The 25666-nt window shown below is 55.3% G+C and carries 22 protein-coding genes; 7 read left to right on the top strand and 15 right to left on the bottom strand.

Annotation, left to right across the window (positions count from 1 at the left end; translation table 11 throughout):
- Nucleotides 1-12 precede the first annotated feature (12 nt).
- The 11 genes from KI379_RS24175 to KI379_RS24125 form a co-directional block, all read right to left on the bottom strand.
- Nucleotides 13-1365 (bottom strand): ABC transporter substrate-binding protein, encoded by a 1353-nt coding sequence (locus tag KI379_RS24175; protein WP_212985116.1) that lies wholly within the window; start codon nt 1363-1365, stop codon nt 13-15.
- A 30-nt stretch (nt 1366-1395) separates the two neighbouring features.
- Nucleotides 1396-3120 carry a sensor histidine kinase gene (locus KI379_RS24170; protein WP_089549006.1) on the bottom strand — a complete coding sequence of 575 codons (1725 nt, stop codon included), beginning with the start codon at nt 3118-3120 and terminating at the stop codon, nt 1396-1398.
- Between the two features lie 99 nt (nt 3121-3219).
- Nucleotides 3220-4086 (bottom strand): carbohydrate ABC transporter permease, encoded by an 867-nt coding sequence (locus KI379_RS24165; protein WP_212985115.1) that lies wholly within the window; start codon nt 4084-4086, stop codon nt 3220-3222.
- Nucleotides 4083-5036, bottom strand: coding sequence for a carbohydrate ABC transporter permease (locus KI379_RS24160; RefSeq protein WP_089549008.1), 954 nt, complete (start codon nt 5034-5036; stop codon nt 4083-4085). Before KI379_RS24160 ends, KI379_RS24165 begins: the two co-directional genes overlap by 4 nt.
- Nucleotides 5037-5153: 117 nt before the next feature.
- Entirely contained in the window at nt 5154-6500 is a 1347-nt protein-coding gene (locus KI379_RS24155) for an ABC transporter substrate-binding protein (RefSeq protein WP_076175796.1), read from the bottom strand.
- A gap of 277 nt (nt 6501-6777) precedes the next feature.
- A complete protein-coding gene (locus KI379_RS24150; protein ID WP_212985114.1) occupies nt 6778-7050 on the bottom strand; it encodes a hypothetical protein in 273 nt (90 codons plus the stop codon).
- A gap of 135 nt (nt 7051-7185) precedes the next feature.
- The gene (locus KI379_RS24145; RefSeq protein WP_076175801.1) at nt 7186-8046 is read right to left on the bottom strand and encodes an inositol monophosphatase family protein; all 861 of its coding nucleotides are present in this window, start codon (nt 8044-8046) and stop codon (nt 7186-7188) included.
- A gap of 241 nt (nt 8047-8287) precedes the next feature.
- Complete coding sequence (gene uvsE / locus KI379_RS24140; RefSeq protein ID WP_212985168.1) at nt 8288-9289, bottom strand: UV DNA damage repair endonuclease UvsE; 1002 nt, start codon at nt 9287-9289, stop codon at nt 8288-8290.
- A 36-nt stretch (nt 9290-9325) separates the two neighbouring features.
- A complete protein-coding gene (locus KI379_RS24135; RefSeq protein WP_076175803.1) occupies nt 9326-9646 on the bottom strand; it encodes a hypothetical protein in 321 nt (106 codons plus the stop codon).
- Nucleotides 9647-9786: 140 nt separating this feature from the next.
- On the bottom strand, nt 9787-10881 hold the full coding sequence (locus KI379_RS24130) for a D-alanine--D-alanine ligase (RefSeq protein ID WP_076175805.1): 1095 nt from the start codon (nt 10879-10881) through the stop codon (nt 9787-9789).
- Between the two features lie 69 nt (nt 10882-10950).
- Nucleotides 10951-11961, bottom strand: a complete 1011-nt coding sequence (locus KI379_RS24125; protein ID WP_373309610.1) for an amidase domain-containing protein — start codon at nt 11959-11961, stop codon at nt 10951-10953.
- A gap of 452 nt (nt 11962-12413) precedes the next feature.
- On the opposite strand from KI379_RS24125, the gene acnA reads away from it, so the two are divergent.
- Nucleotides 12414-15128 carry an aconitate hydratase AcnA gene (gene acnA / locus KI379_RS24120; RefSeq protein ID WP_076175809.1) on the top strand — a complete coding sequence of 905 codons (2715 nt, stop codon included), beginning with the start codon at nt 12414-12416 and terminating at the stop codon, nt 15126-15128.
- A 68-nt stretch (nt 15129-15196) separates the two neighbouring features.
- Here the strand turns inward: acnA and KI379_RS24115 are convergent, their stop codons facing one another.
- Complete coding sequence (locus KI379_RS24115) at nt 15197-15754, bottom strand: hypothetical protein (RefSeq protein ID WP_212985113.1); 558 nt, start codon at nt 15752-15754, stop codon at nt 15197-15199.
- A gap of 226 nt (nt 15755-15980) precedes the next feature.
- On the opposite strand from KI379_RS24115, the gene KI379_RS24110 reads away from it, so the two are divergent.
- Nucleotides 15981-16121, top strand: a complete 141-nt coding sequence (locus KI379_RS24110) for a hypothetical protein (protein WP_167372933.1) — start codon at nt 15981-15983, stop codon at nt 16119-16121.
- A gap of 132 nt (nt 16122-16253) precedes the next feature.
- Here the strand turns inward: KI379_RS24110 and KI379_RS24105 are convergent, their stop codons facing one another.
- Together KI379_RS24105 and KI379_RS24100 are read right to left on the bottom strand one after the other, a co-directional pair.
- Nucleotides 16254-16817 (bottom strand): DUF1700 domain-containing protein, encoded by a 564-nt coding sequence (locus tag KI379_RS24105; RefSeq protein WP_084204204.1) that lies wholly within the window; start codon nt 16815-16817, stop codon nt 16254-16256.
- The gene (locus KI379_RS24100) at nt 16814-17158 is read right to left on the bottom strand and encodes a PadR family transcriptional regulator (RefSeq protein ID WP_076175814.1); all 345 of its coding nucleotides are present in this window, start codon (nt 17156-17158) and stop codon (nt 16814-16816) included. The genes KI379_RS24105 and KI379_RS24100 overlap by 4 nt, the downstream gene beginning before the upstream one ends.
- Before the next feature lie 359 nt (nt 17159-17517).
- On the opposite strand from KI379_RS24100, the gene KI379_RS24095 reads away from it, so the two are divergent.
- The 4 genes from KI379_RS24095 (at nt 17518) to KI379_RS24080 (ending at nt 23044) form a co-directional block, all read left to right on the top strand.
- Entirely contained in the window at nt 17518-17916 is a 399-nt protein-coding gene (locus KI379_RS24095) for a GntR family transcriptional regulator (protein WP_076175816.1), read from the top strand.
- On the top strand, nt 17916-19019 hold the full coding sequence (locus KI379_RS24090) for a DUF1648 domain-containing protein (RefSeq protein ID WP_212985112.1): 1104 nt from the start codon (nt 17916-17918) through the stop codon (nt 19017-19019). The genes KI379_RS24095 and KI379_RS24090 overlap by 1 nt, the downstream gene beginning before the upstream one ends.
- Before the next feature lie 61 nt (nt 19020-19080).
- Nucleotides 19081-20706: an alpha/beta hydrolase family protein gene (locus tag KI379_RS24085; RefSeq protein WP_212985111.1), complete on the top strand. Its 1626-nt coding sequence runs from the start codon at nt 19081-19083 to the stop codon at nt 20704-20706.
- A 322-nt stretch (nt 20707-21028) separates the two neighbouring features.
- The gene (locus KI379_RS24080) at nt 21029-23044 is read left to right on the top strand and encodes an alpha/beta hydrolase family protein (RefSeq protein WP_212985110.1); all 2016 of its coding nucleotides are present in this window, start codon (nt 21029-21031) and stop codon (nt 23042-23044) included.
- Nucleotides 23045-23215: 171 nt separating this feature from the next.
- Here the strand turns inward: KI379_RS24080 and KI379_RS24075 are convergent, their stop codons facing one another.
- A complete protein-coding gene (locus KI379_RS24075; protein ID WP_089549014.1) occupies nt 23216-23959 on the bottom strand; it encodes an IclR family transcriptional regulator in 744 nt (247 codons plus the stop codon).
- Nucleotides 23960-24370: 411 nt separating this feature from the next.
- On the opposite strand from KI379_RS24075, the gene KI379_RS24070 reads away from it, so the two are divergent.
- Nucleotides 24371-25435 carry an alpha/beta hydrolase gene (locus KI379_RS24070; protein WP_076175826.1) on the top strand — a complete coding sequence of 355 codons (1065 nt, stop codon included), beginning with the start codon at nt 24371-24373 and terminating at the stop codon, nt 25433-25435.
- The last annotated feature ends 231 nt before the right edge of the window (nt 25436-25666 follow it).

Here is a 25666-nt window from a genome sequence, read left to right as displayed (position 1 = left end):
CGATCCCTCCTTTCATTTCACTGCCGTGCTGCGCCTCAGATTCCAATACTGCTGTGAGGAGACGTCCAGCTCCTGCAATGCGTCTCCTGCCGAAATGCCCCCGTGAATCATCTCTGCGATGACCGCCAGAAACGATTTGTTCACTTCCGGAGACAGCATATTGTCATAAGGAACGAAGGTTTGCGGATCCTGCTCCATTAAGGCGGTCACCTGCGGAAAAACCGGCCCGGTCCGCTCGGCATCAAAAGGAATACGCATGGACGGAATCCGCAGGCCCTCGTACACAATCCGTTCCTGCACTTCGGTCGTGTACAAGCTCTTCATCAGCTCCAAGGCCGCCTTTTTTTGCGCATCGCTTAAATTGGAAGACAAGCCGATTCCGATCGTATAGCCTCCCGCAAGCGACTTGGAACCGCCGGGCTCAAGGGACGGGAACGGAATCGCCTTGATATCGTTCTGAAAATCAGCCGGCGCCCGCTCATTGTGAAACAGCGTAATGTCCCAGTTGCCGTTTAAATACATGCCCGCTTTGCCATGGCTGAACAGATCGATCGCTTCTTCGGTCGAGATATCGTTGGGATGGGGGCCGAATGCCCCCTTTTCCGCCCATGCCTCGATCTGGTTAAATGCCTTCAGATAAGCCGCATTTTGAAACGCGCTGCCGCTGTTCCCCTCAACGAGGTTTTCGATCATTTGAGGATTGCCGTAGCGGTCCATTAAATAATGGGCAAAAATAGCCGCCGGCCAGCGCTCCTCGTTGCCGAGGGCAAACGGGATATAGCCGTGCTGCTGCAGCACGTCCACCGCTTCGTTTAACTCGCTTAACGTTTCCGGAATGGCGATCCCGAGCTTGCGGAACAGCGCGGCGTTCACATACAGCGGCTCGGCGTTGCCTTCAATCGGCAGGCCGTAGACATGGCGGTCGAAGGTCCACAGCTTCAAATCTTTAAATTCGTTCTCCAGGTGGTTGCCGTTCACGATCTCTGTCAAATCGAGCAGCCGGTTCGACCTGACGTACGGTTCGATTTCGGCGCCGCCGAACAGGACGAACATGTCCGGAGGTGTTCCGGTCACCATCTCGCTCTTGAGCTTCTGCTCCCGGTGGATCGTTTGATCCATCCCGTCAAAGTTGACCTTGACGTTGGGATGGGCCTCCTCAAACTCACGCACGACATCTTCAAAAATGTTCAGCATCGGCCGGTCATGCTCGCTGATCCAGAAATGCCGGAAGGTCAGCGTGACCTTATCGGTGGCGTCCTCCTCGATCGGCTCATGGTTGGCATGCGCCACAACGACGACCGTGCCGGTCAGTACGACCGCATAGAGGAGCACCCAGCCCCAGCTTCGCAGTTTTCTTCTTAACATCCGTTTTACTCCTCCCCTGACGCACCGGTCCTATGGCATAATCTTCGGCACCCGGATCCGGACGACCGATCCGCCGCCGGGAGAGGAGCATATGAGAATGCCGTAATAGCCTCCGAACCGGATCCGCAGCCGTTCATGGACGTTTTTCAGGCCCACACCGCTGTCATGATACTTTTTCGATCCGGCGGACTCCTTGTTCCAAATACGAAGCAGCGACTCCGGGTCAAAGCCCGGCCCGTTGTCCGTCACGTCGATGACGATGTCCCGGCCGGCTTCAACGGCCTGGATGCGGATATATCCTTTGTCCTCCATCGGCTCAATGGCGTGGTACAAAGCGTTTTCAACAATCGGCTGTACGATCAGCTTCTGGGTCATATACGATCGCAGCGTCTCGGGAATGTCGATTTCATAGTCGAACCGGTCTTCGAACCGGTATTTCTGAATGTTCAAGTAATGGCGCACATGCTCGAATTCCATATACAGCGGAATAAGCTCCTGGTTCTCGCTGATGCTGATCCGCAGCAGCTTGCCGAGGGAAATGACCATTTTGCTGATATCCCGGTTCCCGGCCAGCACCGCCATCGAGTTGATCGACTCCAGCGAATTGTAAATAAAATGGGGGTTGATCTGGGCCACCAGCGCCTGCAGCTCGGCTTCCTTCTTACGGGTCTGCTCCGTCTCCACCTGCTGGATCAGCTCCTGGATCTGCGAGCTCATCCGGTTGAAGCCGTCAATCAGCAGATCGGTTTCATCATCGCTTTGCGTATGGGATGTGATCGGCACGAAGATGCCCTGCTTAACCCGCTTCATGCCGTTTACGGCACTGATCAGGCTGCGGACCAGCCTGCGGATAAAAAATTGGTCGAACCAAAGTGCCGACAGCAAAGAAAACAGTCCTAAAATAATGGCAATATTCCGAATGGAAACGGATTCAGAACGAATCAGCTTCAGCGGCGTCACCGCAACCAGATACCACTGTTCGTTGTGGGACGGCAAAAAGGTAATGAGCGATTTTTCATGATGAAAAGAATCTACGTAATAGTCCTTCGTCTTGGTGAACGTGTCTGACAGAAAAGGAAAAGAAATGTTCTCCCCGATCCGGTCTCCGGATTTGTTAAATACGACGCTGCCCTCTTTGTTCACCAGCAGAATGTCCCCGTTCTTCAGCGTCGCGGCTTCCCAGAATACCTGATCCAAAATATCCGGCTTCACATAGATGACCAGATAGCCGATCGTCTCCAGCGAGTAGTAGTCTTTGATGACGCGGGCATGAATCATGACGGGACGGCCCGCTGCCGCCGAACCGTTCTCCCCCGGCCCGGACCATACCGGACGCCCTTCGGCGCCCAGCATGGACGCATACCAGGTTTGTCGCTTCAAATCGCCGAATGACATCGGCGCATTGTACTGATAAATCAATTGGCTGGTGGAGTACAGGCTGAACGAAGTAATCATCGGGTGGTTGATCAGCAAATTGTTGATCTCCTGCTTGCGGTCGTACGTCACACTTACGTCCGGATTTTTCAGAAACTGCTGAATGACCGGCTGGGTAATCGCCGCATTGGAGACGGAGTTGATCTCATTCAAGGCGAACTTGAGCTTGCGGTCCGTCTCCAGCAGCGAAATCCAGTAGAAATTGTTCGACTTCTTCTCCATGGCACTGGAAAAGTTGTAATAGGTGACCACGCCCATGATGATGACCGGTATGAACACCAGAAGAATAATAGCCAGTAATATTTTGCGGCGGAGCTTCATGGCACTTGGGTCCTCCTGCCTCCTGCTTCTATGTCTTTAGATCTATTCATTCTTCATGGCATGAAATAATTCCTTCGTGTCTGGCAGATTTTAGGGGGATCAGCTTTTGATGGCCCCGGAGGTCAAGCCTGCAATGACCCAGCGGCTGAAGAGCAGGAACACGATCAGAAGGGGCAGCGTCGCCGTAAACGTCGCGGACATGATCATGCCGTAATCGAGCCCGTCGCGGTTGGAGAACAGCTGCTGCAGTGCGATTTGGATCGTAAAGTGCTCACTGTTCTTCAGCACAACGAGCGGCCAGAAGAAGTCGTTCCAGACGTTCATGAAATTGAGAATGCCCAGCGTCGCCATGGCCGGCGTAATGACAGGGACCGCTATGCTCCAGAAAATCCGGAAATGCCCGCCGCCGTCGATCCGTCCGGACTCGATCAGCTCAGAGTGGACCGCCGTGGAAATATACTGCCGCATCCAGAAAATCCCGAAGGCGTTCACCATCGCCGGGACGATCAGCGCCTTGTACGTATCAATCCAGTGCAGCTTCGCCATGATGATGTACGTCGGCAGCACGCTCAGCTGGGTCGGTACGAACAGGGTCGCGATGACGAAGTAAAAGAGCGCATTTTTCAGCGGAAAATCGTACTTGGCAAAGGCGTATCCGGCCAAGGTGCAGAAGAACACCACCGACACGGTCACCATGGAAGAGACAAAAAGCGAATTGAGCAGCGCGCGAAAGAAGTCCGTCCGCTCCAGCACGCGCTCGAAATTGTTCAGAAACTCGCCGCCGATGGACAGCATCGGAGGGATATGAAATACCGCCCCGCGGTCATTCGTCGCAATGACAAACATCCAGTAAAAAGGAAAGATCGAGACCAGCGCCCCGAGCACGAGCAAAATGTAAAAGAGGGTTTTGCCGATGATTCCCGTATCCCCCGGCGTCCGGGAAGAAGCCGTATGAAGTGAACTCATGCCTTACCACCTTCCGTATCTCCGTTCATCCGTCCCGACACCCACATGTTAATCATGGAGAAGATAATCGTAATGATAAACAGCATGACCGCCGTGGCTGCCGCTGTTCCGAAAAATCCGTTCCGGAAAGCCTCGCTGTACAAATAAGTTACCATCGTGATCCCTTCCTGGCGGGTCGATCCCGTTCCGGACTGCCCCAAATAGACGTACGGCTCGGTAAACAGCTGGAGCGCGCCGATGGTCGATATCAGCGTCACGAAAACGATAAACGGCTTGAGCAGCGGCAGCGTAATATAAGCCAGCTGCTGGCGGCGGTTCGCCCCGTCGATCCGCGCGGCTTCGTACAGGTCCATCGGAATGCTCTGCAGGCCGGACAAGAAAATGATCGCGTTGTAGCCCGTCCAGCGCCACATGACCATGGTGGAGATGGCGATTTTGACGCCCCACCAGCCGGAGTTAAAGGCCACGCTCTCCAGCCCCAGGCCGTTCAGCATCCAGTTGATCATGCCGTTGTTGCCGAACAGGGTGCTAAATACGAGTGTCACAGCAACGATCGACGTAATGTTGGGCATGAAAAAGAGAACCCGGAACGTCTTCTTGAACCGGGTCATCGCCGAGTTGAGCATGACCGCCAGCAGAAGCGCAATAATCAGCTGCGGGACGGTGCCCATCACGCCCATGATGAGCGTATTGCCGAACGAGATCCAGAAGGTCGGATCGCTCGTGATCAGGTCGTAGTTTTTCATCCCGACGTATTTCATCGGGCCGAGCGCATCCCACTTGTAGAAGGAAAGATAGATCGTAAAGAATATCGGGTACAACCCGAAAATGGCGAACAAAATAAAAAAAGGCGAAATAAACGTATAGGCTGTCATCCGGCTCCGCCTTTGCTCCGTCAGAAAAGGCTTCTTGCTGCTCCGGGCCTGCGAAGCGATTACGGTTTCTGCCATGCTGCACCTCCGCGGTTCTCATAGGATCATCCAAACCCGCCAGGCGCGGCGCTGCGGCCGTCCTGACGAATTTGGATGCAGTATCAATGCTTTAACATTTAAATTTGCGAAAAATGGTTAGCTGCGTTCCGCCAGCGTTTTGGCTTTCTCGACGGCAGCGTCCCATTCTTTAGCAGGGTCGGCTTTTTTCTCAAGGACGTTTTTCAGCGCATCCTTGAAGAACGTATCCGTCTGGTCATGCAGCGGACCGTAGTAGACCGGTTTGACCCGCTGTGCGGCTTTACCGTATTCCACGGCCGTCGCCTGTCCGCCGAAGAAGTCGTCCTTGAAGCCGGTGAAGGCCGCATCCGTATACAACGCAGGAATCGAAGGCATCAAGCCTTTGGATTTAAACGATTCCAGCTGATTCTCCTTGCTGTCTAGCCAGGCGATGAATTCGTAAGCTTCCTTCGAATGCTTGCCCTGCTTCGGCAGCGTCAGGAAGGAACCGCCCCAGTTGCCCGCGCCTTCAGGCAGCTGCGTAATTCTCCACTTGCCGGAGGAGTCCGGTCCGTTGGTCTTGATGTTGCCGGCCATCCAAGCCGGTCCGAGCATGACGCCGAATCCGCCGTCGTTGGTCGCTTGACCCCATTCCGGAGACCACAGCAGCGTATTACCGATCCAGCCTTCCTGAATGCCTTTGACCGTAAAGTCATAGGCTTTCTTCACCATCGGGTTTTTGTCGCCGATGAAGGAGCCGTCCGCCTTGCTGAAATAAATCTCGCCGTCGGATTGGTCACGAACGCCGTTGTAGACCAGATCCGTCAAATCCGCAAACGGCTTGCCGGTTTTCTCTTTGAACTGCTTGGCCACGGCAGCGAATTTATCCCACGTATCGATCGCCTTGCCGAATTCTTCCGGATCGGTCGGCAGCCCCGCCTTCTCCATCAAATCGGTGCGGTAATACACGACGGTCGGGCCGATGTCGGTCGGAAGCCCGATCTGGAAGCTGCCGTCCTTGGACGAGCCCTGCTTCCATTTCCAGTCCAGGTAGTTGGCTGCGATATCTTTAGCCCCTAAATCATTCAGGTTGTAAAATTTGTCCTCCGCCGTAATGAACCGCTCCATGAAGCCGATCTCCAGCATGAAGATGTCCGGAGCTCCGGATCCGGCGGACAAAGCCGTTGTCAGGTTGTTATGGTGCGCAGTCTGGTCCGATGTGTTCTGGAATTTGATCGTAATGTTGGGATGCTCTTTGGTGTATTCTTTGCCAAGCTCCTCATAGTTGGTCGTGCCGAGCGACCAGAAGGACAGCTCGATCTTCTCGTCCGAACTTGTCTTTGAGGAATCGTCCGTCGTGGCCGCTGGCTCCGCTGTTCCTTCCGAGGTACCGCTGCCGCTTTTACTGCCCCCGCCGCAGGCGGACAAGGATACCATCAGGATGAGCGCAAGCAGCATGACCGGCCATTTCTTGCCTTTTCTCATTTGTTTAATGCCCCTCTCGAAAATAGGTTGATTTACAAGGATCAGTCTACCGGATCGCTTTCCAAATTTTGAGGAGGCAATATTGCGATTTAGGGTTGAAATTATTACGGTGGGGATGTGCTGTACAAAGTGATGGGAAAGTATGTTGGAGAGGAGTCTCAGCTTGGAGGTAAATCTCGGAGTCCTTAACAAACGACAAAAGACCTGTACGGCCTCTCTGCCGGAACCGGCAGCTGCCACACAGGTCTAATTTGGGATGATCAAGCAATCATGTTCTCTACGACTTCTCGTCCTCCAGGGACTTGCTTTCGGAAGTTCCGTCCCCTTCAGCTCTCTTCATATATTTATCATACCGGTCATCAAGCTCCTTCGCCATGCCCCGGTAAATCTTCGTCTCTTCCACGATCGGGTCCATCTTCGTCTGGATCCGGATTTCATATCTCGGAGAAATGAGCTCGCGCTCCTTCTCCTCACGGTCTTGCTGCTGCTGCAGCTCGCCTTCGGTCAGCATGTCACTGAGCTGCCGCTCCAAATTGTCCTTCTCACTCATGGGTTGACACTCCTTTGCGCTGTACCGGTGGCCTGCCACCGCGTGAATAAGATCGAGTACGTCCTTTGTTTGGTTACCCCGATTCAAGCCTAATGAAACAGCCTGACGGTCATGCTCAGCCTCTGAATCTCCGAACTATTCGCCGGTCCCCTTCGCTTCCTTCAATGCGCCGACCAGCTCCTGCTGGATCAGCCCGTTTGTGGCGACCACATGGCGTACGCCCAGATGATAAGGATTGCCGAGCGTATCGGTGATGCTGCCGCCGGACTCGGTGATCATCAGCGATCCCGCCGCCAGGTCCCAGGCGTTCAAGCCGACTTCCCAGTAACCGGTAAGCCGCCCGCTGGCAACATAAGCCAGATGCAGGGCTGCGGAGCCCCCGGAGCGGATGTTGCGCACCCGCGGCGCAAGGTAATTGAGTCCGGCCATATTTTGCGGAAGCGTCGTATCTCTGCCCACCGGAAAGCCGGTTGCTAGAAGGCTCTCATTCAGCGTTTCCTGCTGGGAAACGGACATGCGCTTGCCATGCACATAGGCGCCCTTGCCCTTCTCAGCCACAAACATTTCATCGCGTGAAGGATCGTAAATGACACCGACGATCACTTCACCTTTATGCGCCAAGGCAATGGATACGGAAAAGAACGGATACCCGTGAACATAGTTCGTCGTTCCGTCCACCGGATCCACAATCCACAAGTATTCTTCATCCAGCGCCTGCTCAAGCGCTTTCTTGGAAGCCTCCGGCCCGGGCTCGACCCCTTCCTCGCCAAGAAGCGCATGATCCGGAAAATGAGTGAAAATCAGCTTGCGGATCATTTGCTCGGCGCCCTTGTCCACTTCAGTGACCAAATCCGGCGCTCCGGACTTGGTATCCAGCTGTTTTACCGTGCCCAGTTTACTCTTAATCCATTCGCCTGCTTTCGAGGCGGCGTTAATCGCTACAGCCGTAAAACTCTTGCTGGTTACGACATATGGTACCTTACCCTCTTGGTTCAAAGCATTCACTCTACTTTCTGATTAGATCTGTACTTTGGGACGGCCCCGTCCGCGGGCGGAGCCAAGACACTCATAAAACACAGCTCCCGTCCCCGTGTGGATCAGCTTATAACGTCACACCGCTGATTCTATCTCCTAAAACTATACGTATAGACTCCGGCAAAGTTTCGCCCGATTCGGACCGGGAAACCGATTTCCACATTGGCCCCAAAGGTGATGCCCGTAAAGAAATTAGCCTTATCTAGGGTGTAATCTCAATACTCGCACCATCCAGAATACGCACCCCGTCACCCTGATATGCCTGCAAATCCTCCATCAGCTTGAACAGCGCCCCGTCTTTGGCTTTGGCTTCAATCATGACATCCACGGCAGGTGTATCTCCCGCAATCTTCCGTAAAAAGGTCAAGAGCGGCTCCATCTCGACGTGATCGGCATGGCCGCGCGGGTCCGACTCGCTCTTGGGGCTGGACACGTGGATTTTCGGAGGAAGGGGCTTGTCCGCCGCCGCATCGGCCTGCGCCAGCGGCGTCGACCAGGTCTGCAGGATGTCCGGCCACAGCTCCCAGGGCTTCTCCCCATCATTATTGACCCATTGGTGGTGAATATCCAGTACCATCGGCAGTCCGACATGCTGACAGACCTCAAGCGTCTCGGCGGCCGTAAACGTCTTGTCGTCGTTTTCCAGCGTCAGCCGCTGCTTGATGTCTTCGTCCAGCGCGGCAAAATGCTCCTCAAACCGCTGCGCCGCAGCGGTTTTGTCACCATAAGCTCCGCCGATATGTATGTTGTTCTTCGCTGTCGCGTTCAGCCCCATCGCCTTCAGCATCGTGACATGGTGGCGGAGGTCGCGAATGGAGCTCTCCAGCACCTCGGCCCGGGGCGTGCTGAGCACCGTGAAATGATCCGGGTGAAAAGACACCCGCATGTCATGCTGCTTGACGTAATGGCCTACCTCGGCAAACGGCTCACGAAGGGCTTCATATGGGCTCCAATCGCTTAGGTCCGAATGGGTCGCCAGCGGAATCAGTTTGGAAGAAAACCGATACACATGAATGCCGCTGCCATGGTTATGCTTCAGCAGCCGCAGCGTGTTATGCAAATTTTCGGCCGCGATCCGCTCCAGTTTGCGAATGGCCGCCTCCCGGTCGTTCAGTTTGGTGAAACTGGCCATCGTCATCGTTTTGGAGGGAGACGCATCTTTTATTACGGTTGACATCGCCACGTATCCGAAACGGACCCTCATCATCGGCTTCTACTCCTCTTGGTTATAAAATCATCCTTAAGAAGTATGTTCCCCAAAAAACATTTCGTAAGCCAAATCGGTCTGAATCCGCGACTCCTCGTCGGTCAGCTTGCGGATGAGCTCCATTTCGACCTCCGTGACCTCCTGCCCCTGAAAATTGATCTCGGCGATGCAGCCGACGATCTTAACGATCGCCACCGCCACGTTGTTTGGGGTATAGGCAATCACTTTCTGGCCTGTCGGGAAGACGCGGAAGCCCTGCTTGACCATTTTGCCGCGTCCGTATTCGAGCAGCTCGTACAGCTCCTGGTCGCTTTTGAACTTGCACACGGAATTAAATTCGGTCTGGAAACCCATCATTTCATCTCCTTCTCCTGATTAAAATGGAAAAGGTACCCGGCCTATACTGCAGAGCCGGCCGGATACCTTATATGTGCTGCTATACGTCTAAATCGCTCACGTGGCGGATATCTCACGAAAGCATCTGCCGCGCCAAGTTAAATGTCGTTGGCAAACACCAGCGACTGCTTGCTGTTGTAGCGCTCCAGCGCCAGCTCGATCATCCGGTCCAGCAGCGCCTGATAGCCGAGGCCCGTTTCACGCCAGAGCAGCGGATACATGCTGTACGGAGTGAAGCCCGGCATCGTGTTGACCTCATTGATGAAGATGGCGCCGTCCGATTTGCGGATGAAGAAATCAGCCCGGGTAATGCCGCTGCCTTCGATCGCCTGAAAAGCAATTAGGGCGAGCTCCCGCAGCCGGTCCGCCGTCTCGGCATCCAGCAAAGCCGGAATGACCATTTCGGATTGCCCATCCGTATACTTCGCCGCATAGTCGTAATAATCGCTGGAGGAAATAATTTCTCCCGGCACAGATGCCATCGGCTCGTCATTGCCGAGCACAGCCACCTCCACTTCGCGCGCGTCCACAAACTCTTCGACGATGACTTTGAGGTCATAGCGGAAAGCGAGCTCAATCGCCTGCTCCAGCTCCTCGCGGTTTCTCGCCTTGGAGATGCCTACGCTCGATCCCAAATTCGCCGGTTTTACAAAGCATGGGTATCCAAGGTCGTCTTCGACGCCCATGATCAGATTGAAGCTGCTGCGCTCCCACTGCGATTTCGTGAAAAAGCGGTAACCGCATTGAGGCAGGCCCGCCTGCGCAAACAGCTTTTTCATTACGGCCTTATCCATTCCGGCTGCGGAAGCCAGAACTCCGGCGCCTACGTAAGGAATGTTCGCCATTTCGAACAGACCCTGGATGGTTCCGTCTTCCCCAAAGGTTCCGTGAAGTAGCGGGAACATCAGGTCGATGCCGGCCTCGCCGCCGTACAATCTGCTGAAAATTGCTCCCAACGCCGCTTCTGTACCTTCCTGGCTCTGTTCCAGCTTCAACTGGTCCAGCTTGCCGAGGGGGGCCTGCAGCGTCGTTCCTTTTCTCCACTCGCCCTGCTTCGTAATATAGAATGGAATAAGTTCGTATTTATCGTAATCAAAGGCGTTCATCACCGCAAAGGCCGTCTGCAGCGATACCTCGTGTTCTCCTGATTTACCGCCGTACACAAGGCCTACGGTTGTTTTGTTGTTCCCCATGCCAAACCTCTCTTTTTCCTCATGATTGCAGGTGTCCTCCTGCCGCTGTTCATATACCATTATAATGGCTTAGAAGTAGTCCGGGATATGTAAAAAACGGTATACGGTGTTCTCCGACCAGGCGTAGGAGTCCTTGTAGTCCCAGAAACGGTGCTTGCTGCTGACCGTATGGGCGTTGACCAGCGGGCTGCCGCCGGCATCAAACGCCGTGACGATCGTGCTGTGCTGAAAGGAGCCGTCGCCGTCCCAGTCATAAAAAATGACATCGCCCAGCATCAGCTGCTCGGGCCGCTCCACCAGCTCTCCGCGGAGTCCCCAGCTGCTTGACGACAAAAAGGACTGCAGCGCGTTCGAAACCGCCCAGCTGTAGCTCCACCACTCTTTGCTCCCGACATATCCTTTGTACCACCAGCCCGATTCTCTTTTACCAGTATAGTGGATCGGAGCGCCCCCTGCAAAGAGGCATTGCGAGATGTAATTGGTGCAGTCCACCTCGAATGCGGCAAACTCCGGATTGCTGGTTTCCCACCACTCGTCGGCATAAGCCGCCGCTGCCGCGCGGTTGTAGCGCGATGTTTTGCGGCCGGGGCCACCTTGCAGCACCTCGGCGTTCAGGTAAGGCTTCGACCCGCCGCTGGAATAGGCGTAGGCCGGCTGCCCGGTGTGCACGGCAGGGATGCCGGCGGCCGGATGCTTCTCCGGCGTCAGCTGCTCCACCGACACGATCACCCAGGCGTCCCCATCCCGGATCAGGGTCAGCCTCTCCCGCTGGATCATTTCCTCCACATGATTGACGCCGCCCTTTTCGTAGAACAGCTGCACATACAGCTGCACGTCGATGACCGCCTCCTCCGGGGTATCGCGGATCGTCCGCAGCAGCTTGGCCCTCGTCTCGCTGCGAAGCGGCCTTGCCCCCCTTGCGGCATACCATTGTGACAGCCGGGAAGCCCGCTCACTCCTTGCCAATAAATAAGCCGGATCCGTCACGACCTGATCTGTATGTTGTGACCGGTAATCGATCTGATGCTGGTTGTATTGATTTACATAGGCGTACAGCGTCTGCTTCCATTCCTTCTCCATTCCCATGCATTCCCCTTTCACCCGTTTCGTTAACCCGAAATATGTTGTTTCGGCTGCGTATATTCCACTATATGAAAAAAAGGGAGCACCTATGAACCCTGGTCCATTTTCGCGCGGAAGAGGTCCGCCGGAAGGCCGGAAGCGGACAAGCTGCGCACTCCGTCCCGCCAGTGCGCGGAACCAGTCCAGGCGCAGATCGGGGGAACGTTTTCCCGTTCTTTTGCCGCCTCGGTCTCTTCATATAAATAGACGCAAAAAGTACTTTACTCCCCGGCTTGTAAACGGTATACTAAAAGCGAACCTCACTATTTTGAAATTATGTTTCATCTAGTGAAACAAGGAACGGCAAAGTGATCGCCCTTATCGCTCTCACCCAAGCCACCTGAATGATGACTGATTTGATGAACCACAGTAAGCAGAGGAACCGAATTACGATCAAGGAGGTACATGTAATGACAGCAAAGGATCAATTCTCCACGGCCCGCAGTCTGGAAGTCGGAGGCAAAACCTACCGTTACTACAGCCTGCAGGCTCTTGAGGAGCAGGGACTCGGCAGCATTTCCAAGCTTCCGTTCTCCATCAAGGTGCTTCTGGAAGCCGCTGTCCGCCAATTCGACGGACGTGCCATTACCCAGGAGCATGTATCGCAGCTGGCCAAATGGAATGAAGGACGTGACGATAACAAGGAAATCCCGTTCATTCCGGCCCGTATCGTATTGCAGGACTTCACCGGCGTACCGGTCGTCGTCGACCTTGCGGCTATGCGCGACACCGTGAAAAAAGCCGGCGGGGATCCGAAGAAGATCAACCCGCTCGTACCGGTCGATCTCGTTATCGACCACTCCGTTATGGTTGATGCGTTCGGTACCAGCGACGCCCTCAACTACAACATGCAAGTGGAGTTTGAGCGCAACGAGGAACGCTACCGCTTCCTGCGCTGGGCCCAAACGGCATTTAACAATTTCCGCGCCGTTCCTCCGGGAACCGGGATCGTTCACCAGGTCAACCTGGAATATCTCGCATCCGTGGCGGCGACCAAGACAACCGACGGAGAAACGGTCGTATATCCGGACTCCCTCGTTGGTACGGACTCCCATACTACGATGATCAACGGCCTCGGCGTTGTCGGCTGGGGTGTCGGCGGGATCGAAGCCGAAGCGGGCATGCTCGGACAGCCGCTTTACTTCGTAACGCCTGACGTTATCGGCTTTAAACTGACAGGCAGCCTGACGGAAGGTGCTACGGCGACCGACCTTGCGCTGACCGTTACCCAAATGCTCCGCAAAAAAGGCGTTGTCGGCAAATTCGTCGAGTTCTTCGGACCGGGTCTGGCCAACATCAGCCTCGCGGACCGCGCAACGGTAGCCAACATGGCACCGGAATACGGCGCAACCATCGGCTTCTTCCCTGTCGATGACGAGACGCTGGCTTACCTGCGCAACACCGGCCGTACCGATGAGCAGGTTGCTCTGGTAGAAGCCTACTACAAAGCACAGAACATGTTCCGCACCGCGGAAACCGAAGATCCTGAATTTACGGACATCATCGAACTCGACCTGGCCTCGGTCGTACCGAGCCTTGCCGGACCGAAACGCCCGCAGGACCGCATCGAGCTGACTCATATGAAGGACGCCTTCAACGACATCGTCCGCACGCCGATCGAAAAAGGCGGATACGGCCTCAGCGATGCCAAGATTGAAGAAAAAGTGTCCGTGAAGCATAAAGACGGATCCGTCAGCGAAATGGGAACCGGCGCAGTCGTTATCGCGGCGATCACCAGCTGTACGAATACGTCGAACCCAAGCGTTATGCTGGGCGCGGGTCTCCTGGCGAAGAAAGCCGTGGAACGCGGCCTGAAGAAACCGGGATACGTGAAAAGCAGCTTGACGCCGGGCTCCCTCGTCGTTACGGATTACCTGGAGAAAGCCGGTCTGCTTGAGCCGCTGGAAGCCCTTGGCTTCTACGTAGCGGGCTACGGCTGCGCAACATGTATCGGTAACTCCGGTCCGCTTCCGGACGAAGTAAGCCAGGCTATCACCGACAACGACATGACTGTCGCTGCCGTGCTGTCCGGTAACCGTAACTTCGAAGGACGCGTCCACGCGCAGGTTAAAGCCAACTACCTGGCTTCGCCGCCGCTCGTTGTCGCTTACGCGCTGGCAGGTACGGTCAACATTGACCTGCAGAACGATCCGATCGGTTACGATCCGAACAACCAGCCGGTTTATCTGAAAGATATCTGGCCGACTTCCGCGGAAATCAGAGAAGCGATCGGCTTGTCCGTCAGCCCTGAAGCGTTCCGCCGCAAATACGAAAACGTGTTTACTGCCAACGAGCGCTGGAATGCGATTCCGGTTCCGGAAGGCGAGCTGTACGAGTGGGACGACAAGTCCACGTACATTCAGAACCCTCCGTTCTTCGAGAATCTCGCAAACGGCTTGGCCGACATCGAGGATATCAAGTCCGCACGCGTGCTTGCCCTGCTGGGTGACTCCGTCACGACGGACCACATCTCCCCTGCCGGCAACATTTCGCCGACCAGCCCTGCAGGTCTGTACCTGAAGGAGCATGGCGTTGAACGCAAGGACTTCAACTCTTACGGTTCCCGCCGCGGTAACCACGAGGTCATGATGCGCGGTACGTTCGCGAACATCCGCATCCGCAACCAAGTGGCACCGGGCACCGAGGGCGGCGTTACGACTTACCTGCCTACGGACGAAGTCGTATCCATCTATGATGCTTCCATGAAGTATCAGGATAACGGACAGAACCTGGTCGTTATTGCCGGTAAAGAATACGGTACGGGAAGCTCCCGCGACTGGGCGGCCAAAGGTACGTTCCTGCTCGGCGTCAAAGCCGTCATCGCCGAAAGCTTTGAGCGGATTCACCGCAGCAATCTCGTCGGCATGGGCGTGCTTCCGCTGCAGTTCCAGGAAGGCCATGGCTGGAGCAGCCTGGGCCTCACCGGCCGCGAAACGTTCGACATTGTCGGACTCAGCAACGACATCAAGCCGGGCGAGAGCCTGACCGTCACCGCTACACGCGAAGACGGCACCAAGTTCGAATTCCCGGTAACGGCCCGTCTGGACAGCATGGTCGACGTGGATTACTACCACAACGGCGGCATTCTGCAAACCGTGCTGCGTCAAATGATCGCCAACCAATAATTTAGGTTTAAATAGGAAAGCCCCGCAGTGCCATGGACATGGCCTGCGGGGCTTTTTTATAATACAGCTTATTCTTTGATACCATGGGACGTTGAATAACTGTCGATGATGACGATCGTATCCACGATTCCGTCGTACTCCAGCGCACTGAAGATCAGCAGATCTTTGGCTTCTTTATCGTTCTTGGGCTTATTTTCCTTCAGAAGCACCTGCCTTTTCATATCAAAAACATACGTTAATTGGGAATCCGGTATGGTCGGCATATGAACATCCCCGTAAATACTTTCAAACTGGTCTTTGTGCATGCCGATCTCGGCATCTAATGCAGTTTTATAATGATTCTTCGCTTCTTCCTCGAGCCGGATAGCGGCAACCTTGCCGTCCCGATAAAATGCGTAGACACCGAAGGCATATTCAAACTCTCCCTTTCTCCTTTCTTTGCCCTGTCCCAATACGGCCTCAGCGTCCGCCTGCTTCATTCCATAATACACCTTTCGTCCATCCGCCTTGCTGAGTATGCCCAAATCCTCCACGGTGAACTTTTTTTCATCCTTCTTTTCGCTGCTGCTGCAGCCTCCCAATGCCAGGATAAACAAGATCATTAGAGCGCAAGCGGTTCTCATCATTTCCCCCCTCGTTTGGATTTACTAAATTTTACAACAGCTGGGGCGGTTCGCCAATCACGATTCCGGGATGATGACACTACGTCATCTGATGTTTCATTCACCTAGCAACAGGGTAAAAAAGATACAAAATCACTGTGACGGACTTTTGCGTCTTCAGATTAGCTCTTAATTAAACTTGCTTCACGAAAATCCGTTTCAAAATCCCTGGCATAAGGAGGCCTGCAGAATGATCCATATGCACGGCATCATACCCTATCACCCGTCTTACCCTAAGCCGCAGCCCGTTAACCGGCCGGTGAAGGAAGATGCGGACAAGAATAGGAGCTTTCAAGAGATTTTGCAGGAGAAAATCAGCCAGAACCGCTGATGCACCAAGGTCGGTGTTAGTCGGGCGCCAGGCGGAATCACAATCACGCCGATCCGCTGTATAAATGAAAAAGACCGTGCGCATGATGCGTACGGTCTTTCTCCGTTCCGGTTAACAGTTATTTGCAAATACCTATGCTGACACCCGTCCGCCCGGCAGTGATCTTCGATACTGGGTGGACAAAAAAGCCATATACTTTTTAAGACCTACCCAGCTGAAGTATGCGATCCCTCCAATGATGGCACCAATGATCGCCGCGACCACCATGCTGTATTCTGTCGGGACCTCCATGCCGGGCACGCCCATATTGATCCAGGTTGCGCCGAAAGTACGTATGGCGCCTGCGATCAGTATCAACAATGTGCAAAAGCCAAAGCCGTAGGCAATCACGGCTAAGACCGGGATGACCATGATGCTCAGCAGCCCTGTCGTGCAGTAGAACAACGCCATAGCCAAAATATCGCGGAAAGATCCGCTCCGATGCCCCTCGACGAAGTGCTGGCTCCGGTACGCCTTGGCGAGCTTGCGGGGATCGCCCAAACGCGACAGGATCGCCGCCTCCGGCTGCCCGTTCGCGATGCCCTCTGCAATATGGCTCTCGATTTCCATAACAGCATCCATCCGCTCTTCATCGGGAAGCTTCTCCAAGTACTTGTTCAATTTCTCCAAATAAGACCTTCCATATGTGCTGATCATAAGATCTCTCCTCCATAGATTTGAATTTGATCGACGCTCCGGCTGATCTTGTTCCACTCCGCAGACATCATCTCCACAAGCTGGTGCCCCGAAGGGGTCAGGCTGTAATATTTGCGCGGCGGACCTGACTCCGATTCCTTCCAGAACGATTCAATGTATTGATCCTTTAGCAGCCGCCGAAGCAGCGGATAGAGCGTTCCCTCCGTCACGGCAAGCGGCTCCCATTGATCCAGCAGCGTCACAAGCTCGTATCCGTATCTCGGCTGCTTGGCGATAAGCTGCAAAATGCAGTATTCCAGGATACCTCTGCGGACCTGTGAAGTCCATTCCGACATTTCCATTTCGTTCGTCCGCTCCCTTCGTCACTATAATAACACCAGGTACTTTGCATTGCAAGGTACTATGTCAAAATAGTTCCGAAAACTAATTACAGTCATGCGTGCAATGGTTCTGCGAACTATTTACAACGATATGTCCATTAGTTTGGCGAACTGATTTCAGTCATACGTCCATTAATTTGGTGAACTATTTACAACTATACGTGCACTGGGTTGGCGAACTATATACAACCATACGTGTTCTGGGTTGGTGAACTATTTACAATCACACGCGCATCTGTTATATTTGTTGTATAACAGTTGTTCATACTCTAACAATAAATATGACCTAAGCAGCATGTTGATGAAAGGAGGGCTCATCATTGATTATCCGGTTGGATATGCAGTCCGACGTGCCCATTTACACACAGCTCATGAATCAGATCATCGAAGGAATCGCCAGCAAACAGCTGGCCCCGGGCGAGTATCTTCCCTCCGTCCGCAGCCTTGCCTCGGATATCGGCGTGAACCTGCACACCGTCAATAAGGCTTACACGCTGCTCAAGCAGGAAGGATTTATTCAAATTCACCGGCAAAAAGGGGTCGTCGTGAACCCGGACGGCATGCCGGGAATCACCCCGGACTATCAGCACAAACAGGAAGCCCAGCTTAGACCCGTCATCGCCGAAGCCATCTGCCGGGGCATGGATAAAGCGGAGCTGCTGCGGATCGTGGAAAGCTTTTACGACGAAATCACCCAAGAACCAAAGGAGAATGCCTAATGTACTGGATATCCGTTTTGTTTCTGATTGCCATGTTCGTTCCCCTGTCGCTGTCTCTGATCTGCATGCCTTATTTGACGCGTGAAACCGTCAGCTTCGGCGTATCGGTCAGTGAAGCCGTGTATCACAGCGCTCCGCTGCGCCGCATGCGCAGGCAGTATGTATGGACCAGCTCAGTCGCATACGGCGGGCTGCTGATCGCCTGCCTCCTCGCCATGCTGACTGTGCCGGAAAAGCAGCAGCCTTCCATCATCTCGGGATTCGTAGTGCTGCTGGTAGCTGCTTCGGCAGTTATCAATCTGATTTTTTATACAAAAATGAAACGGTTCAAAGCCACGCTTCCCCCGGAGACGCTGAACCCTTCCGTCGTGGCCGTGGATACGTCATTCCGCAGCGGGAACAAGCTGGTCTGGTCGAATAAATGGTTTCTGATCCACGGAGCCGTTGCATTGATCAGCGCCGCCCTTGCCCTGGCTTACTACGATAAAATTCCCGACACGCTGAACATGAAGTTCAACTGGCAGGGCGAAGTGACCCGAACGGCGGCCAAATCGTACCGGACGGTTCTCGGCCTGAACTTGATGCAGCTGGTAATGATCGGGATCTTTATGACCACGAACTGGTCGATCCTCCGCAGCAAGCAGCAGCTTGACCCGGCCAATCCGCAGCAGTCGGTACGCCGTAACGCCGCCTTCCGCCGCAGATGGTCCATGTTCAACGTCGCGGCCGGCCTCATGATGGTGCTGCTGTTCTCGTTCGTTCAGTACAACATGATCTATCCGCTGAGCCGGGAGGTTATGATGCTTGTCAGCCTGATGATGCCCCTTCTGATCGTCGTGCTGGCCATCGTGCTGGCCTTTTCCACCGGCCAGGGCGGACGGCGGATCGGCGGTCCATCTTCCGGTTCCGGGGCGACGCATGTCGTTAATGATGATAAATACTGGAAGCTCGGCAATATTTATTTCAATCCGCAGGACCCCGCCCTGTTCGTGGAAAAACGGATGGGCATCGGCTGGACGGTCAACTTCGGCAGACCCGGCGCCTGGATTTTCCTGGTCGGTATCTTAGCTGTGATCATTATCGCTGCCCGAGTTGTAAGTTAACCCGCCGGAATGCGATATGTCATATTTACATTCGGGGATATCCCCTTTAGGAGGAAGGTTTATGAAAAAGAAACGAACCCTAAGCGCGGTGGCTGCTGCTTCCCTGACGGCCATCAGTCTGTCTGTCCCTGCGGCGGCTGCTGCCGAAACTCCGGACGCTGCATCCTACGTCTCCATTCGCGAAACCGCAGTCCGATTGGGCGCCCAAGTCAGCTGGGACCCGAATCAACGCTCGGTGACCGTCACAAAAGAAGGTACGAAGCTGGTACTGACCATCGGGCGCTCCACCGCCGTACTGAACGGCAAAACCGTGCCGACCGGAGGAACTGTCCGGATTACCGGCCAACAAGCGATGGCTCCGGCCGCCCTCCTGTCGGCAGCATTGGGCGGCACAGAGAGCGCCGAAGGCCCTTCTGAAGCCGCCGACAATGCCGACTTGTTCCTCCAGGCCTTAAGGGCCGGGAACGGAGCTGAGGCGGCCAAGGTCATGAGCCCCGCCCTGCAGCAGGCCCTGCCCGCTCAAACGCTGAGCGGCCTGTGGAAGAACTACGAGAGCGTCTACGGCCAAGTATCGTCAGTAGGCGGCAAGCAGGAAAGCGACAACGCCGTCCACCATAATGTGGCGTATACGCTGCAGACGGCGGCCGTACCGCTTCAGATCACCCTTCGCCTGAATGCAGACGGCCTGGTGGACGATCTGAACATCGGCCCGGTCTCGGCTGGAGGATACCGGCCTCCGGCTTATGATCGCCCGGAGGCCTATACCGAGCGGGAGGTCCAAATTGGCGAAGGGGAATGGGCTCTTCCCGGAACGCTGACCCTGCCTGTGGGCCAAGGACCGTTCCCTGCCGTCGTGCTCGTTCACGGCTCCGGCCCGAACGACCGGGACACCTCCATCGGCGGAGCCAAGCCGTTCCGCGACCTGGCGGCGGGATTAGCCGCCAATGGCATCGCCGTCCTGCGCTACGACAAGGTCACGTTTGAGCATACCTTTAAAATCGCCGCCAACCCGAAATTAACCGTCAAAGAAGAGACGGTTGACGATGCGCTGTCGGCGGTGAAGCTGCTGACCCAAACACCGGGAGTTGATCCCGCCCGGATTTACGTGGCAGGGCATAGTCAAGGCGGTTATGCGATGCCGCTCATCGTGGATGCCGACGCCAATGCCGGCCGGAACATCGCCGGCACTATCCTGCTGTCCGGCCCGAGCTCTTCATTTATCGACGTTGTCGTGGAGCAGCAGGCGGAATTGGTTTCCCGCGTAAAACAGCTGGGTCAGGATCCTGCGCCTTACGAGCGGCAGGCTGCTGTGTGGACCCAGGCCGCCAAGCTGCTGGACGACCCGCAGTATTCGGTCTCACACCTGCCGGAGAGCTTTCCGATTCCACCGGCTTACTGGTGGTACGATAAGAAGGATTATAAGCCAGCCGAATTAGCTAAAACGCAGAGCGGCCCGATGCTCGTCCTGCAGGGCGAAAACGACTGGCAGGTGCCGATGCATGAATTTAAGCAGTGGAAGGAAGCATTAAAAGGCCGCGCCGATGTGGAGTATAAGTCATTCCCGAAAGTAAACCATCTGCTTGCCGAATATGACGGCCTCTCCACCGGCGCGGAATACGCGCAGCCTTCCAACGTGACACCGGCAATCATCGATACGATCGCAAGCTGGATCGGCAAACAGAAATAGACCGGACGTAATCCGTCGGCCGGCAGCGGGAACCCCGACACTAAATAGCTGAGACGCCTGCCAGCTGATAACGTCACTAAAATACACGGCAAGCCCCTTGAACTGGATCAAGGGGCTTGTTTTTTTTGTCTTCCTATTGAGGTTGCTAAACCCATCGATGTTTGGGATGTTTGGGGTGTGTGGATTTCTGGATTTGTGGTCACGCCCCCCCTCCCCTGCGCGGATTCGCGGATGGATTTCCCGCCGGAACTCTGGGATAATGTGGTTTAGAATCTGATTGCTTCATACCCTATTCCAATTTCATGCTTAGGAGGCCCTGTCCATGAGTGAAAAACGTCCCATTACCGCCGATGACTTGTACCGGATGCATTGGGTCAGCGACCCTGCCGTATCCCCCAAGACCGGCGCTGTCGCGTACATATCGAAAACCGTTAACGACCAGCATGGGGGCTACACCTCCCATATTCGCCTGATCTCGCCGGACGGCCGGGAGGATACCGCCTTTACCGCCGGCGAGCAGGACGCCTCGCCAGCATGGTCTCCCGACGGCTCCAAGCTTGCCTTTCTGCGCAAGAAGGGCGATGCCCGCCAAGTCTGGGTCATGCCCGCGCACGGCGGCGAAGCCCAGGCCGTAACGGAGCTGAAGCACGGCGTCAGCGCCTTCAAATGGGCGCCCGTCGGCAGCGCCCTTCTGCTCCGCGCCGAGGCTCCTTCGGCCGATGAGGCCGTCGTTGCGGAGGACCCCGGAGCCCAGGCGGAGAAAGCCGGCAAGGACAAACAGCCGGACGAAAAAATCATTCATCGTATAAAATACAAGGCTGACGGCGCCGGGCTGTGGAATGATCGAAGAACGCATCTGTTCGTTCACGATCTTGCCACTTCCGCATGTACGCCGGTCACTTCGGGCGACTTCGATGTGTCTTCGTTCCATTGGTCGCCGGACGGCAGCCGCATCATCTATACCGCCACACATGCCTCCGCTTCCTTCCCGGATCCGGACCTCCGCCTGACCAACGATTTATTCGTGGCGGAGCGAGACGGCGGAAATGTCCGCCAATTGACGGACGGGCGCCTGAGCATCGGGCCCATCGCCTACACGCCGGACGGCAGCCATATCCTGATGCTGGCCGACGACTTGAACTGCGGCTTTGCCACGCTGACACGCATCTACCTGATTCCCGCTGAGGGCGGCGAAGCACGCGCCTACTATGAGGACCTGGACGTACAGCTCGGACACGCCTGCGTTGGCGATATGCGCGCGGGAGCCGGCAGTCCGCCCGTCTTCAGCGAAGACGGCAAGTACGTCTTCCTGCAGCTGAGCGAGGACGGCGGCGTCAAGGTCGCCCGCTTTGCGCTGGACGGCTCCGATTACGAAATCATCGCCGGCGGCGACCGGGAAATTTACCAGTTCGCCCTGGCACCGGAAGGCAGGCTGATTCTTGCTTCCGCAGATACGCTTCATCCGGGAGATCTGTTTGCCTTTGACATGGCAAACGGTGAAGAGACCCGGCTGACCGACTGCAACAAGGAGCTGTTCAGCGAACTTGTGCTGAGCGAGCCGGAAGCCTTCCGCTTCGAAGCCTCGGACGGGTGGCCGATTCAGGGCTGGATCATGAAGCCGGTCGGCTTCAAGGAAGGCTCCAAGGTGCCGGCCATCCTGGAAATCCACGGCGGACCGCAGGCGATGTACGGCTGCACGTTCATGCACGAGTTCCAGCTGCTCGCCGCGGCCGGATTTGCCGTGTTCTACACGAACCCGCGCGGCGGCCACGGGTATGGCCAGGTCCATGTCAATACGGTCCGCGGCGATTACGGCGGACGCGACTACCAGGACCTGATGGATGCGGTGGACTATGTCCTGTCCGCCTATGACTACATCGACGACGCCCGGCTCGGCGTCACCGGCGGCAGCTACGGCGGCTTCATGACGAACTGGATCGTCGGGCATACCAACCGGTTCCAAGCCGCCGTCACCCAGCGTTCGATCTGCAACTGGGTGTCGTTCTACGGCGTCAGCGATATCGGGTACTATTTTACCGAGGATCAGATTTGGGGCAATCCGTGGGACGATCTGGAGAAACTGTGGAAGCATTCCCCGATCGCTTACGTGAAGCAGGTGAACACGCCGCTCCTGATCCTGCACGGGGAGCAGGATCTCCGCTGCCCGATCGAGCAGGGAGAGCAGCTGTTCGTGGCGCTTAAGCGCCTTGGCAAGGAAGCGCAGTTCATCCGTTTTCCGGGAGCCGACCACAACCTGTCCCGCAGCGGCAATCCGCATCTGCGCACCCGCCGGCTGACCCATATCGTACGCTGGTTTGAAGAGCATATCGAGCACTGATTTCACTGACTTCACTGATGCCACTGATTTCTAATTCATATTCTATAATCTAAAACAAGCCCGCCCTACCGGGGAAATCCGGTATGGCGGGCTTTCTCTATAACGATGACGCAGACCGTTTGTTTTCTTATTCTCTTCATCCGTTCACAACCTCAGTGGGCTTACGTCCGTTTACGGAATCATCAGCCCCATTTCCCGCGCCGCTTCGATCAGCACGGGAGCGAACTCATTCAGCGTTTCGCTGGACAGCCGGCTCACCGGACCGGATACGGACAGGGCGGCGGCGACGCGGCCGTTCCGGTTCACGATCGGCACCGCCACCGCGGCGGCGCCGGGCTCGCGCTCCTCGATGCTCGTCGCATAGCCCCGCTCGCGGATGTCCTGCAGCTGCCGCACATAGCTGCCGCCCTTCACCAGCTCCGCCCAATCCGGATCGCTCAGGAGCTCCTCCTGATCGGCAGGCGCGGCAAACGCCACCAGCACCTTGCTCGACGCTCCCACCGTAAGCGGCAGGCGCGCTCCGACCTGCGCCACCCTCCGGATGGCCTGGTTGCTCTGCACCGCCTGGATCCGCAGACGGTCCTTCCCGTCCCGCAGGTACAGGCTGACCGTCTCACCCAGCCGGTCGCGCAGCCGCTCCATCGCCGGCAGCAGCAGCACCGCCGGATCGTCGCTTTGCGATAAATGCGTGGACAGCTCCCACACTTTAATGCCAAGCCGGTATTTCTCCGTCGCCGCATCGCGGACGACGAAAGCCTTCTCTTCAAGAGTCGTCATCAGCCGATGGACGGTGCTCTTGTGCAGTCCGATCATTCCGGCGATTTCGGTCAGTCCCAGCTCGCTGTTCTGTGTAAAACACATCAATATATCCAGTGCCCGTTCAACGGCACGAACCGTTAATTTGCGGTCTTCCATTCCGATCCCGCCCCTCAAATGTTTCACCACATGAAACATGGTTACATAAATTATAAGAAATTCGCCGGATAAAGTCTATATTTTCTTCTTTGACCCTTTCGCAAGAAGACGCCAATACGTAGCTAGGGCCAATGTCCGGCTTCGCTGCACTCGCGCACCACCGGGTGCCCATCTGCATGTGCAAGTTCATGCCGCCGGGCACTCTATGCTCATGTCCGCATCAGGAGGACAAGGGTAGCCGGCAGGTGAACTATGGAGCGGTTCACTATTACAATTGTCTAACAATTGTCCGCCCCGGATTGACTTTGACCTCAGGCTTGCATAGGATATAGAGTAAAATTTTATATGTTTCGTAAACGAAGCCCGGAAGTTAAACTTAATATAGTAAAGTATTTATAAGGAGGGGCACGCATGAACATGACATCCCGTAACGACGTACATCTTCCCCGCCCCCTGCCCGATACACCATTACCGTTATCTACGCGAATGATTCGCTTTAAGCATATTTTGGTGGCACTGCTCTTGTCCGTTGTATTTTTCCTGCTCTTCTGTTTCATTGCGTTGCATGCCTACATCGCCTGGGTGTTGTCCAATCCGACAGTCGCCCCCTTGTACTCCAATCCGATGCAGGCCAAGTCCATGAAATACGAGGACGTCACTTTCCCGGCCCATGACGGCAGCCGGATGATGCAGGGCTGGTACATTCCGGCCGCAGGATCAACCAAGACGATCGTGTTCAGTCACGGGTACGGCGCCAACCGGGAGGAAACCTGGATCCCGATGTACGATTTGGCGCATTTCGCCCACCGCTTAAATTTTAACGTCATTATGTTCGATTACGGTTTCGCTTCCCAGAACAGCAAAGCCGTCGCGACGGGCGGCAAGGTGGAAGCCCAGCAGCTGCTGGGGGCCATCGATCTGGCCAAGCAGCGCGGGGCCAAGCAGATCGTGGTATGGGGCTTCTCGATGGGCGCCGGCACGGCCCTTCAGGCCGGACTGCAGACCAAGGATGTCGACGCCATGATTCTCGACAGCACCTTCCTGCTCGAGCCGGATACGCTGTACCATAACATCAAAAATCAGATCGATCTGCCGCGGCATCCGTCGCTGGAAATTCTGCAGCTGCTGTTCCCGGTACTGAACGGCACGAGCCTGAACCAGATTCCATACCAGCAGGTCAAAAAGGAGGATTATCCGTTCCCGATCTTCTTTATCCACGGGACGGAGGACGAGAAGGCGCCTTATCCAATCGCGGAGAAGCTTGCCTCCAACCAGACCAATCCGTATTCGGACGTCTGGATCGTGAAAGGCAGCCACCACGAGCTGATCTTCCGCGAACACTCGCGTGAGTACCTGCGCCGGGTGTCCACCTTCCTTGGCAATATCAAGCTGGCTGAGCAGAAGGATATCGACAATGACCCTATGATAAGAAAAACGTCTATCGACGTACCTTCAAAGAAGACAGACCGCGATTAGCTGAAGTTTTTCTTGCGATTATAGAATGGTTCAGCTTTCGCTGAAATTTATAAATTCTATAATCTTAAGAAAAACGTCTATCGACGTACCTTCAAAGAAGACAGACCGCGATTAGCTGAAGTTTTTCTTGCGATTATAGAATGGTTCAGCTTTCGCTGAAATTTATAAATTCTATAATCTTAAGAAAAACGTCTATCGACGTACCTTCAAAGAAGACAGACCGCGATTAGC

Origin of the sequence: Paenibacillus cineris, assembly GCF_018333335.1 — a bacterium.
Classification (GTDB): domain Bacteria; phylum Bacillota; class Bacilli; order Paenibacillales; family Paenibacillaceae; genus Paenibacillus_AQ; species Paenibacillus_AQ favisporus.
This window is presented reverse-complemented; position numbering and strand designations above follow the sequence as displayed.